The sequence below is a fragment of the Nocardioides baculatus genome, from assembly GCF_016735675.1.
GTDB lineage: Bacteria > Actinomycetota > Actinomycetes > Propionibacteriales > Nocardioidaceae > Nocardioides > Nocardioides baculatus.
This window is the reverse complement of the sequence record NZ_JAERSG010000003.1, coordinates 680662-692507: the sequence shown is the minus strand read 5'-3', so window position 1 is coordinate 692507 and position 11846 is coordinate 680662. Positions and strand designations below refer to the sequence as shown.

General features: G+C 72.8%; 13 protein-coding genes. 4 read left to right on the top strand and 9 right to left on the bottom strand.

The window, feature by feature from the left end; translation table 11 throughout:
- Nucleotides 1-13: 13 nt before the first annotated feature.
- The 6 genes from JI751_RS13000 to JI751_RS12975 form a co-directional block, all read right to left on the bottom strand.
- The gene (locus JI751_RS13000) at nt 14-898 is read right to left on the bottom strand and encodes a DUF559 domain-containing protein (protein WP_201936946.1); all 885 of its coding nucleotides are present in this window, start codon (nt 896-898) and stop codon (nt 14-16) included.
- Between the two features lie 153 nt (nt 899-1051).
- Nucleotides 1052-1447 carry a hypothetical protein gene (locus tag JI751_RS12995; protein WP_201936944.1) on the bottom strand — a complete coding sequence of 132 codons (396 nt, stop codon included), beginning with the start codon at nt 1445-1447 and terminating at the stop codon, nt 1052-1054.
- A gap of 257 nt (nt 1448-1704) precedes the next feature.
- Nucleotides 1705-2514, bottom strand: a complete 810-nt coding sequence (locus JI751_RS12990) for a hypothetical protein (protein ID WP_201936942.1) — start codon at nt 2512-2514, stop codon at nt 1705-1707.
- The gene (locus JI751_RS21570) at nt 2511-2999 is read right to left on the bottom strand and encodes a class F sortase (protein ID WP_201936940.1); all 489 of its coding nucleotides are present in this window, start codon (nt 2997-2999) and stop codon (nt 2511-2513) included. Before JI751_RS21570 ends, JI751_RS12990 begins: the two co-directional genes overlap by 4 nt.
- Nucleotides 3000-3121: 122 nt before the next feature.
- Nucleotides 3122-3982, bottom strand: coding sequence for a DUF4397 domain-containing protein (locus JI751_RS12980; RefSeq protein WP_201936933.1), 861 nt, complete (start codon nt 3980-3982; stop codon nt 3122-3124).
- Nucleotides 3983-4233: 251 nt separating this feature from the next.
- Nucleotides 4234-4896 carry a polysaccharide deacetylase family protein gene (locus JI751_RS12975; RefSeq protein ID WP_201936931.1) on the bottom strand — a complete coding sequence of 221 codons (663 nt, stop codon included), beginning with the start codon at nt 4894-4896 and terminating at the stop codon, nt 4234-4236.
- 139 nt (nt 4897-5035) lie between these two features.
- On the opposite strand from JI751_RS12975, the gene JI751_RS12970 reads away from it, so the two are divergent.
- From JI751_RS12970 to JI751_RS12955, 4 genes are read left to right on the top strand one after another with little or no spacing between them, the layout of a single operon-like run.
- Entirely contained in the window at nt 5036-5905 is an 870-nt protein-coding gene (locus JI751_RS12970; RefSeq protein WP_201936929.1) for a hypothetical protein, read from the top strand.
- A gap of 11 nt (nt 5906-5916) precedes the next feature.
- Nucleotides 5917-7488, top strand: coding sequence for an acyl-CoA ligase (AMP-forming), exosortase A system-associated (locus tag JI751_RS12965; RefSeq protein WP_201936927.1), 1572 nt, complete (start codon nt 5917-5919; stop codon nt 7486-7488).
- Nucleotides 7485-8711 (top strand): pyridoxal-dependent decarboxylase, exosortase A system-associated, encoded by a 1227-nt coding sequence (locus JI751_RS12960; protein WP_201936922.1) that lies wholly within the window; start codon nt 7485-7487, stop codon nt 8709-8711. The genes JI751_RS12965 and JI751_RS12960 overlap by 4 nt, the downstream gene beginning before the upstream one ends.
- A gap of 43 nt (nt 8712-8754) precedes the next feature.
- Complete coding sequence (locus tag JI751_RS12955; RefSeq protein ID WP_201936913.1) at nt 8755-9027, top strand: acyl carrier protein; 273 nt, start codon at nt 8755-8757, stop codon at nt 9025-9027.
- Here JI751_RS12955 and JI751_RS12950 read toward each other — a convergent pair.
- The 3 genes from JI751_RS12950 to JI751_RS12940 are packed head-to-tail and all read right to left on the bottom strand — an operon-like array spanning nt 8934 to nt 11823.
- Complete coding sequence (locus tag JI751_RS12950; RefSeq protein ID WP_307814174.1) at nt 8934-10346, bottom strand: DUF4910 domain-containing protein; 1413 nt, start codon at nt 10344-10346, stop codon at nt 8934-8936. The genes JI751_RS12955 and JI751_RS12950 overlap by 94 nt on opposite strands.
- Nucleotides 10343-10978: a PIG-L deacetylase family protein gene (locus JI751_RS12945; protein ID WP_201936911.1), complete on the bottom strand. Its 636-nt coding sequence runs from the start codon at nt 10976-10978 to the stop codon at nt 10343-10345. The genes JI751_RS12950 and JI751_RS12945 overlap by 4 nt, the downstream gene beginning before the upstream one ends.
- Nucleotides 10979-10989: 11 nt before the next feature.
- On the bottom strand, nt 10990-11823 hold the full coding sequence (locus tag JI751_RS12940) for a sugar phosphate nucleotidyltransferase (protein ID WP_201936902.1): 834 nt from the start codon (nt 11821-11823) through the stop codon (nt 10990-10992).
- Nucleotides 11824-11846: the final 23 nt, after the last annotated feature.

Genomic DNA, 11846 nt, shown 5'->3' with positions numbered 1-11846 from the left:
GGCGTCGTGGTGATCACGCGAGGATCTGGGCCGCCGGGGTGACTTCTGGTCGTCCGACACTCCGGGTCAGCTCGGCCAGCACCCATCGCACATAGGCCTGGTCGTGCATGACTTGCTCCCAGGTGAACCGCAGCACCCGCCACCCCCGCAGGACGAGCAGGTTGTAGCGCGAGCAGTCGCGTCGATGCGCCTTCCTCGACGTGTGGAAGGTCCACGAGTCGGCCTCGAGGGCGACGCGGAGGACGTGGCAGACGAGGTCCGGGTGCACCTCACCCGTGCCCAGCTCGAGGGCGGCCTGCGGCTCGACGGCGATCCCGGCCTCGACGCAGAGCGCGCGCAGCACGGACTCGAAGGGATTGGCGGCGCGACCGTCGGCGTGCCGCAGCACCAGGCGTACGGCGTCGGCACCCGCGCCGCGTACGTCGATCGCGTCGAGCTCGTCGCGCGTGACCGAACCGGCCCGGAGGGCGGAGTCCGCGATCGCCAGCGCTTCGTCGAAGGGGAGCACCCGCGCGCAGTCGACCACCGTGCGCACCGGCGTCGTGACGCCGTCCTCGACCTGGTCGTCGGCGAGGTTGGACCAGTGGATCGTCACGCCGGTGCGCTGCTCGATGGAGAGCTTGCGGCCGCGTCGCACCATCAGCTCGGGCACGGATGGCTGCGTCTTGAGCTCCCATCCGTGGTGCGCCGCTGCGCTGCGGAGGCAGACGACTGCTGTCAGTCGCGCGGCCGATTGCTGGGCGTCGGACGCCGTTGTCAGGGCGTAGCGACCGCGGGCAGGCCGGACGATGCGTCCCTGTCGTACGCCGCTGCGGATCCGTCGCCGCGTCGTGAGCCGTCTCAGCTCTCGCGCCCCGGCGACGCCGCCGAGTCGATCGAGAGCCCGGACGACGTCCATCACGTCAGCCTGACGCCTCCAGCCGATCGGCGCTCCGGTTCTCCACAGGCGCGTCGGACGACCAGAAGTCGTCCTGCCCGACGTCGCCCACGCTCGCGGCTGACGTACGACCTGAGTTGTGGTCGTCCGACACGCCGGGGCGTGTGGGGGACCTCAGCCGCTGTTGCGCTCGCGGGCGTACGCCCTGGCCGACACCATGATCTCCCGGCGCTCGACGTGGTCGTCCCACTCGCGCAGGCGAGGGCGCTCGCTCGCGATGCCGTTGTCGCACAGCACGTCGTTGTGCCCGTCGTCGTCGAAGGTGGGCGCCCACGAGCAGACCCACACCTGCTTCGGAGCGGCCTTCTTCTTCGCCGGCTTCGGCTTCGGCTTGGGTGCGGCGGCGGCCCGTGCGGTGCGCTTCTTGGCGACCTGGTGCTTACGCTTCTCCTTGCGGTCGACCGACGACGGGGTGTCGCCGGACGCCGGCGTGCCGATCGTGCAGCCGGACAGCGTGAGGCCGAGGGCCAGCGCAAGTGCGACGGGCCACGGGCATGCCTGGACGTTCATCGGATCCCCCCGGATCGGGTGGGCGGGGACCCCACAGTCCCTCGCCCTGCACCCGAGGCTAGGTACGGATGCGGCGTGACGGTTCGTTTCGACGAATTCCGCGTCGGGCGTCTGGACCACCTGCGGGATCCCTCCCCAGGGGTGAGACCCATGTATCAGGAGCCCGTCGTGCCGCACTTGGAGGTCACGGCCATGACATGGGGGCAAAACATGCGTGGCCGAGGCCCTGCCGAGCTGATGCTCGGCAGGGCCGCACCTCACTCGAGGGTGAGCTGGGCGACGACCCGTTCCGTCGTCTCGGGACCCTCGAGGTGGACGGTCCACTCGTCGGAACCGGTCTCCTCGCCACAGGGGACGACACGGTCCGACGCGATCGGCCCGCAGGCGAGCGAGAGCAGGCCGGGAGCGTGCACGACGCGGGTCTCCCGCACCGAACGAGGTTCGAAGGCGACGTCCAGGCCGGTCGCGGCGAGCGCCCGACCGGTCACCGAGTCGCTCAGCTGGACGGCTCCGGTGAGTCGGTAGCTGATCTGCACGTCGGTGGCCGAGTCGAGGCGGTACGTCGCGCCGGGGCCGGTGATGCGGTTGGGGCCGGCGACCAGCACACCGTCCGCCAGCACCACGACCACGCTCGCCTCGAGGTCCGGCGCCGCACCGTCCTGCGGGGGGAGGTCGAGGCGCACGCGGTCCAGCGGTTCGGCGGCCGCGACCCACTGGGTCACCTCCACGTCACCGTTCGCGACGACGCGCAGGTCGACGTACGACTCCCCGGCCTCGACGGGCACGGGCGGCCGCGTGCCGTACGCCGCCGCCGGGCCGCTGGCCGAGGGGTCGTCGCCCCCGAGCATCGACACGAGCCTGATCCCGACGACGAGGACCACGATCGCCCCCACCGCGCCGGCCGCGACGAGCTTGCCGACCGACGACACCGGCGGGGGCGCCGCAGGTCGGTCGGAACCGGGTTCCGGCTCCGGCTCCGGGTCGGGCAGGCGCTCGCTCTCGGGTGCGGGGCGGGGTGCCGGGACCAGCACGGTCGGCAGCCGCTTCTGGTAGCCCTTCTTGGTCATGGCCGACCCACCGGCACCGCCGTCACGACCGCGAGGTTCTGGTAGCCACCCCGTCGCGAGTCGTAGGGCGGCGCGCACGTCACGAGCACGAGCCGCGCCTGCCCGGACGCGTCGAACATCCACGGGGAGCTCGTCAGCGCCGCCCGGGGGACGAGTCGGCGCGAGCGCACCTCGTACGCCTGGCGGCGGGCGCGGGACCGCACCTGGATGCGAGCGCCGGCGGTGACCTCGAGCAGCTCGGCGAACGGACCGAGGCCCTGCGTCACGGAGTCGACGTGCGCGGCGATGAGCATCGAGCCGAAGGGATCGCCCAGGCGCGCGCCGCCCCGCCACCAGCCGGCGGTGGCGATGTCGTCCGGTACGTCGAGCACTCCTGCCCGCGTCGTCCCGACGGCCTCGACGGCCACGGACCGACCGCTCGGGAGCACAGCGAGCCGCGGCGCCTCCGCCTCCCGGGCGTCCGGCGCCCGACGCGCGGGCTCCACGGGCGAGACCGTCGGAGGGCGATCCTCGCTCGCCGGCGCGGGTCGCGGCACGGCCTGCCCTGCGCATCCGCACGTGGCGAGCACGGCGGTCGCCAGCCCCGTCGCCATCACCGGCCGCCGGCTCATCCCGCTCTGCTGGACGGGCCGCGGACCTCGCGCCGCCGGGCTCGCGCAGCGCGGACCGCACCCGTGGCGACCAGCAGCACCAGCAGCACCACGAGGGGACCCGGCACGAACGGTCGCCCGTCCTCGAACGTCGTCACCGGCCCGGTGACGAGTCCCGCGGCCCCCGTGTCGATCCGCGACGGCCGCACGCTCCCGTCGGCGCTCAGCGTCCGGGTGTGCGAGATGACGTTCATCGACCCGTTCCGGGGGTTGCCGTAGGCATAGATCATGGAGAGCGTCCCGGCCTCCAGCGACACGTCGATCGGTCCGAGGATCGGGTCGCCCGTCGAGCCCGACGGCAGCAGCGCGACCTCGATGGTTCCCTCGGGGACGTCCGCGTCGGCGAACTCGCCGTTGGCGATGTTGGTGAAGACGGTCTCGCCGTCGACCTCGACGTCGGCCGGGGCCACCGTGGCGGTGTGCGCGAGCAGGATGCGGGACTTGCCCGGACCGATGGCATCGGTGTCGGCCCGGTAGGAGTGGACGACGGGATCGCCGCCGACCTCGGCGGGAAGGTGGAGGACCACGTCACTGGTGTCGCCCGCGGCGACGTCGACGGTGGTCTCGACGTCGACCCCGGCTCCGCTGAAGACGATGTCGTGCGTGCCGGCCGCGAGCTCGAACGGCCCCAGCACGGCTCCGACCTCCGCGGCCGTCGCCACCTCGCGGCCGTCCAGGTCGACGTCCACCGTCGCGTCGGGGACGGCCTGGATGACGGTGACGGTTGCCGGTCGCGGGGCGGCGGCCTCGGAGTCGGCCGTCGACAGCCCGAAGCCCAGCAAGGTGATGGCCGCAACGAGGCAGGCGGCTCGACGCATGTCATTTCCCCCTGACACGGCCTCTGTGCGGAGGCTCGCTCTTGTACTTGAGCACCGGCTCCGCGGCGGCCTCAACCCTGATTTGCGGTACGTCGTCCCGGGGCTCCACCCCTGTGGGTGGGTGCCACTGCCGACCGGACACGCGTCACCAAAAATGGGTGGATGTGCCGAGGCGACGGCCGTGCCGGTGCGGCGGCAACGACACTGAGATCGTGCCGCCCCCGCCCGGGGGCGGCACGTCCATGCAGTGACTACCGCAGGCTCTTGACCAGCTGCGCCACCCGCCGCTCGGCCCGCTGCACGAACGGCCGGGCCCGCAGGATGCGCTCATGGACCGTGGCCGCGGTGTCGTGCCGCCGCACGCTGAAGCGAGGTTGCAGCCACGCGTCGGGGCGGGCGTCGGACTGGTCACTGGTGTAGACGCGGTCGTAGCCGCGCCGTCGCAGCTCGGACAGCACCCCCCGGTCGTAGCGCCCGAGCGGGAGGGCCGCCTCCACCACCTGCGTCCCGGACACCTCCGACAGCACGTCGCGCGCCTCGCCGAGCTCGACCCGTGACTCGTCCGCGGTCAGGCCCCGCCAGGACCGGTGGTCCATGCCGTGGCTCCCGATCGGCATCCCGCCCGCGGCCAGGGCGCGTACGCGGTCCCGGTGCACGCTGCCGGCGTCGTCGAGCCGGCCGGCGAGGAGGAAGAAGGTCGCGGTCATCCCACGCTCCACGAGGGCCGGCAGGGCGATCTCGACGTCGCTGGCGTTCCCGTCGTCGAAGCTGATGCGCACGCCGGGACGCCCGGCGAGCTCGTCCAGGATCCCCAGGAAGGCGTCGCGCCCGATCCAGTAGTCGGCCTCGCCCGGCTCCAGGTCACGTCGAGGGGTGCCGACGCCGTGGAAGCAGACGTTCGTCACGGTGGCCATGGGCCTCCTCCCGTGGTCTGGCCCCATCGTGGCAGCGGCTCGGCGGGGCCGGACGGGCCGCGGTCCGGGCAGTCACCACATTTGGGTAGCCCACCCGGGATGCCGTACGACGCCGGGCGGGGCTTCGTAGCGTCATGGCATGACCGTCCGTGCGGTGGCGCCCGAGCTCGCTCCCATCCGGCCGGACGACGTCCCCGAGGTGGGCGAGTTCCTCGCGACGCACCTCAACCCGCGGGTCTCGCCCGGCGACTGGGCAGCGATGGTCGTGCCCCCGTGGCCCGCGGACGCGCCCAACCACGGCTACCTCCTGCGTACGGGCGGCGACCTCGTCGGCGTGCACCTCGCGTTCTACTCGACCCGGGAGGTGCACGGCCGCGTCGAGCGGTTCTGCAACCTCGGGGCGTGGTGCGTCCTCGAGTCGCACCGGGCGCACGGGCTCCGGCTGCTGCGCGCGCTCCTGCGCCAGCCCGGCTACACCTTCACGGACCTGTCGCCGAGCGGGCAGGTCGTCGACGTCAACCGGCGCCTCGAGTTCCAGGACATCGACACGGCCACCGTGCTGGTGCCCAACCTGCCGTGGCCCGTCGCCTCGCGCGGGGCGTCGGTCACCGAGGACCCGGACGTGCTGGCGCGCACGCTCACCGGTGCCGATCGCGTCATCCATGCCGACCACGCCGCCAGCCTCGCGGTCCGTCACCTGCTGCTCGTGGCCGGTGACGAGCACTGCTACGTCGCCGTACGTCGTGACAGGAGGAAGAACCTCCCCGTCTTCGCCTCCCTGCTGCACATCGGGAACCGTGACCTCTTCGCGCGCCACGGCGGCCTCGTGTTCCGCCACCTGCTGCGCCGCGGGGCACTGGCGACGCTCGTCGAGCTGCGGCTCGTCGACGTCCGGCCGCCGCGGTCGTGGGAGCTGACGTCCCCGCGGCCCAAGATGTTCCGCAGCACGGGTCTCGCCGAGGACGACATCGACTACATGTACAGCGAGCTGGCCTGCGTGGCCTGGTGATCGGGGCCGGGATGAAGACGCACCTGCACCACATGCTGCTCGAGCAGGCGAGCGTGCGCGGCACGGCGCCGGCACTGACCCACGACGGGTGCACGGTGTCCTACGCCGACCTCGCCGACCGCGTGCTGCGGGCCGCGGGTGGGCTCCGGGCGCTGGGGGTCGCCCGCGGCGAGCGGGTGGCGGTGTTCGCCGAGAAGCGGGTCGAGACCGTGGTGGCGCTCTGGGGCACCTCCGCCGCGGGCGCCGTCTTCGTGCCCGTCAACCCGGTGTCCAAGCCCGAGCAGGTGGCGCACGTGCTCGACGACTGCGGCGTGTCGGTGCTGGTCACCACGGCCGCGCGCTGGGGCGTGGTCGCCGACGCGGTCAAGCGGTGCACGGCACTGCGGACCGTGGTGCTGGTCGACGAGGTCGACCCGCACGTCGGCAGCGGTGCCGACATCGACGTGCGCGGGTGGGCAGACCTCGGGCACGCGGCGCCGGTGGACCCGCGCCCGCCTGGTGTCGACCTGGACCTCGCGGCGATCCTCTACACGTCCGGCAGCACCGGCAGCCCGAAGGGCGTCGTGCTCAGCCACCGCAACCTGATGGTCGGGGCGGAGAGTGTCAGCAGCTACCTCGGCAACACCGCCGACGACGTCGTCCTGGCAGCGCTCCCGATCAGCTTCGACGCGGGGCTGAGCCAGCTCACCACCTCCTTCGCCGTCGGCGCCCACGTCGTCCTGGCCAACTACGTCTTCGCACGCGACGTCGCCAGGCTCTGCGAGGAGCACGCCGTCACGGGGCTCACGTGCGTGCCGCCGCTGTGGATCCAGCTGGTCGACGCCGAGTGGTCGGCCCGCGCGCGGGCGTCGATGCGCTACGTCGCCAACACCGGTGGCCGGATGCCACGGACCACCCTCGACGCGCTGCGCCGGCTGTTCCCCGGCGCCGAGCCGTACCTCATGTACGGCCTCACCGAGGCGTTCCGGTCCACCTACCTCGACCCACGTGAGGTCGACGCGCGCCCGGACTCGATCGGTCGTGCGATCCCCGACGCGGAGATCCTCGTCGTGCGCCCCGACGGCAGCCCGGCCGGACCGGGGGAGGAGGGCGAGCTCGTCCACCGGGGACCGCTGGTGGCCCAGGGCTACTGGAACGACCCGGTGCGCACCGCCGAGCGCTTCCGGCCGCTGCCGGGGGAGCCCGGCGAGTGGCGGCAGCCCGAGCTCGCGGTGTGGTCGGGCGACACCGTGCGGACCGACGACGAGGGCTTCCTCTACTTCGTGGGCCGCACGGACGACATGATCAAGACCTCGGGCTACCGCGTCAGCCCGACCGAGGTCGAGGAGGTCGCCTACGACTCCGGGCTGGTGCGCGACGCCGTCGCCCTGGGGGTGGCCGACGAGCGGCTGGGTGAGCGGATCGTGCTCGTCGTGGCACCGGTGGGTCCGGACGCCTTCGACCCGGACCGGCTGCGGAGGATCCTCCGGCAGGCACTGCCGGCGTACATGGTGCCCAGCGAGATCCGCGACGTCGGCGAGCTGCCCCGCTCGCCCAACGGCAAGTTCGACCGCACCCGCATCCGGGCGGAGCTGACGCCATGAGGGCCGAGCACCACGTCGCGACGTTCGGCGCCGACGGGGGCGAGCTGGTGGTCGGCGGCGTTCCCCTGCGACGACTGGCCGACCGCGTGGGCTCCACGCCGTTCTTCGCCTACGACCGGTCGCTCCTCGACCGGCGGCTGGACGAGCTGCGCGCCGCACTTCCCGGCCGGCTGCAGCTCGGCTATGCCGTCAAGGCCAACCCGATGCCGGCGGTCGTGCAGCACGTCGCGCGTCGCGTCGACTGGCTCGACGTCGCGTCGGCGCACGAGATGCAGGTCGCGCTCGACACCGGCACGGCGACCGCCCGGGTCAGCTTCGCCGGACCGGGCAAGACGACGACCGAGCTGGTGCAGGCCGTCGCCGCGGGAGTGCTCGTCGAGGTCGAGTCGGTCGGCGAGCTCGACCGCCTCGTGCTCGCCGGCGAGCGCGTCGGCGTACGCCCGCGCGCGGCGCTGCGGGTGAACCCCGACTTCGCCGTGCGCGGATCAGGGATGCGGATGGGCGGCGGACCGCAGCAGTTCGGGATCGACGCCGAAGAGGTGCCCGGGGTGCTCAGCGACGCCGCCGACCGCGACGTCGACCTCCTCGGCTTCCACGTCTTCGCCGGGTCGCAGAACCTGAGCGCGGACCTGCTCGTCACCGCGCACACCCACACCGTCGAGCTGCTGCTCCGCCTGGCCGACAAGGCGACGCAGCCGGTGACCTACCTCAACCTCGGCGGTGGGATCGGCATCCCCTACTTCGAGAAGGACGAGCCGGTCGACCTCGCCCGCGTGGGGGCGCACCTCGCGGACCTGCTGTCGGCCGAGGTCGCACCCGCCCTGCCCGACGCCGACGTCGTGCTCGAGCTCGGCCGGTACGTGGTGGGCGAGTGCGGGGTCTACGTCTCGCGGGTGGTCGACGTGAAGCGGTCGCGCGGGCAGCGCTACGTCGTCGTCGACGGCGGGCTGCACCACCACCTGGCCGCCACGGGGAACTTCGGGCAGGTGATCCGGCGCAACTACCCCCTGGTGGTCGGCGACCGCCTCGACCCCGGGGCGCGGGAGCCTGCGCACGTCGTCGGTTGCCTGTGCACCCCCCTCGACCTGCTGGGCAGCGACGTCGAGCTGCCGGAGGTCGAGGTCGACGACCTCGTCGTCGTCTTCCAGTCCGGCGCCTACGGCGCGACGGCCAGCCCCGCCGACTTCCTCGGACACCCTCCGGCACGCGAGGTGCTGGTGTGAGACCCACCCGACCGACCAGCTCCACAGAACGGACGTGACGACGATGTCGACCTCCCTCAACCACGCCGACCTGGTGCCCGGCATCAGCGACCTGCTGGCCGACGTGCTGGGCCTCGACGAGCGCCGGCGCCGCGAGCTGACGGCGGACACCGAGCTGTTCGGGGCGCTGCCCGAGCTCGACTCGCTGTCCGTGCTCGAGCTGGCGACGACGCTCGAGTCCTCCTACGGCGTGACGGTCGAGGACGAGGACTTCACCGGCGACGTCTTCGGCTCGATCGGGTCGCTCGCGCGGTTCGTGGCGGACCGCTCCGCCTGAGGGCGCGGGCCGAGCAGGCCCGCCGCGCACAGGCGGTCGGCGGCCGCCCGCACGTCGGCGAAGGGCAGGCCGGACCGCGCGGCCACCTCGAGCAGCGACGTGATCCCGTCGGACAGCCCGAGCGTCCACAGCATCGCCATCACCTCCTGGTCGGCCGAGTGCCCGCCCGTCGTGGGGTAGAGGCCGTGCCGCCCCAGCTGGGGTTCGCCAAACGGACTGAGGTTGGCGTACGTCGCGTCGCCCTCCAGCACGTCGACGATCTCCACGAGCGCGTCGAGGGCGTCCACGAGCTCGTCGTCGCCGACGAACGCGAGGTCGTCGGCCGACGTGTGGTACTCCGGGTACTCGCCGTGCGGCGTGCGGGTCAGCCGACCGACGGGCAGGTCGAACCCGACCGCGTTGAACTGGCGTTCGTCGTAGCCCCACGGTGCGTACGGGCGCACCTCGCCGCCACGGGCGCGGACGACGTGCGCCGCGGCGTCGTCGACGGTCCGGGTCCCGCGGAGCGTCTGCTTGTAGACCAGCGGACCGCCGCCGGCGAGCCCGGTGATCACGAGGCCGTGGCGGATGCGGTCCAGGCGGTCGGTGTTGCGGCTCAGCCAGGTGAGGGAGCCGATGGTCCCGGGGGCGAAGAGGAAGCGGTAGGTGTGGCGGCGCTCCGGACGGGCGGCGAGCAGGCGGAGCAGCTCGGTCGCCACGGCGAGGCCCGAGAGGTTGTCGTTGGCGAGCGAGGGGTGGCACACGTGCGAGCTGACGAGCACCTCCCCGTCGGTGCTGCCCGGCAGCACGACCTCGCCGTAGACGAGCTCGCCCGGCTCGAGGGTCGCGTCGACGAGCACCTCGTAGTCGCCCGGTGGCAGACCCTGCAGGTCACGGTGGCGGAGGCAGAATCCCCAGTCCCGGTGGTAGTAGCTGGTCCGGTAGGGGATCCAGTCGGGACGGTCCGGGAGGCTGTGCAGGTGGCGGCGCAGCTCCTCCAGCGGGACGCGCGCGTGCACGGGCGCGCTGTAGCCCACCAGGTGCAGCGTGTGGTCGGCGAGGTCGACGACCCGTTGCCCGTCCGGGCCGCGCACCCACGCCTCGCGGACGTTCCACTCGTCGGCAATGGTCCAGTCGAAGACCTGTGTCCCCGACGGGACCCCGGTCCGCTCCAGCGTGGCTCCGTCCGGCAGCACGTCGGCGAGCAGGTCGAGCGTGCCGCGTACGCCGTCGCCGGAGATGCTGCGGCAGATCGGGTAGGCCGCGGTCATCCAGGCCCGCATGCGCTCGGCCGGGGTGGATCCGCCGGTGGGCGACGGGGCGGTCGCCGTCGCGGTCACGGCGCGAGCCCGAGCAGCAGCTTGGAGCAGTAGAACGCCTCGGCGTAGCGGGACCGGCACTCGACGCCGCGCAGCCGCATGAGTCCGAGGAAGACCTCGTCGTCCCACCAGTCGCGACCGAGCTGGCTGTCGAAGCACGCGTCCAGCACCTCGACCTTGCGCCGGGCGACGTCGTCGGTCAGGGCGACGTAGGTGGTGGGCGAGCCCATGTCGCCGTCCCACTTGGCCACCTCGTAGTGGAGCACGACGGCGTCGCGCCACACGGTGCCGACGAGACCCCCGAGGAGCGCGTGGTCCTGGTGGGCGTCGTCACGGCGCGGGGCCAGCACGACGTCGGGCCGGCAGGTGCGGGCGAGGTCCTCGAGCGCCTGCTTCACCTCCGACCAGCACGCGGGCAGCCGGCCGTCGTCGAGGTGGGCGAAGTGGGCCGTCACGCCCGGCGCGAGGAGGTCCAAGGCGAGGCGGGACTCCTTCTCCCGCACCTCGTCCCCGGTCATGACGATGGCCGTGAACGTCGTCGACGCACAAGCCGCGAGGGTGAGCAGGGTCCCGCCGCACCCGATCTCGATGTCGTCGGGGTGCGCCCCGACGCACAGGACGTGGAGCGGCTGGTCGGCGGTGAAGGCGATCACGGCGCGCCGGCTCAGTGCCGGGCGGGCGCGGCGTCGGCGACGACGGGGACGGGGGAGTGCGCTCCGGTGGGAGTCCGCCACAGCGCCCACGGGCTGATGCCGCGGCTGTACATCCCCTCCAGCGCGGCACGCTCCTTGAGCGTGTCCATCGGGGCCCAGAACCCGTCGTGGGGCACGGCCCGCACGAGCCCGTCGCGGGCCGCCTTCACACACCCGTCCATCACGAGGTCGTCGCCCTCGTCGAGGTAGTCGAAGATCGCCTGACGCAGGACGAAGTAGCCCCCGTTGATGCACATGTCCATGTCGGCGACCGGGACCAGCCCGGAGACCCTGCCCGCATCGTCGTACTGCACGACGTGGAAGGAGTCCTGCGGCCTGACCGCGATGAACTGCGCGACGCACCCGGAGTCCACGAACGCGTCCACCATGTCGTTCATCGGCGCGTCCGTGAGGACGTCGCCGTAGTTGGCGAGGAAGAGCTCGTCGCCCTCGAGGTGGGGCCGCACGCGCCGCAGCCGCTCGCCGATCGCGGTGTCCATGCCGGTGTCGATGAAGCTGATCGTCCAGTCGCTGATGTCGGTGCTGAGCATCTCGACGTGGCTGCCGCCCTTGGTGATCACGAAGTCGTTGGACGCGGTCTCGCGGTAGTCGAGGAAGTAGTCCTTCACCGCCTGCCCGCCGTAGCCGAGGCACAGCACGAACTCGGTGTGCCCGAAGTGCGCGTAGTAGCGCATGACGTGCCACAGCACCGGGCGCGAGCCGATCGGCATCATCGGCTTGGGCAGTGACTGGTTGTCGGCACGCATCCGCATCCCGAGCCCGCCGCAGAACAGCACGACCTTCATGGGTGTCCCTTCCTCCCGTCGCC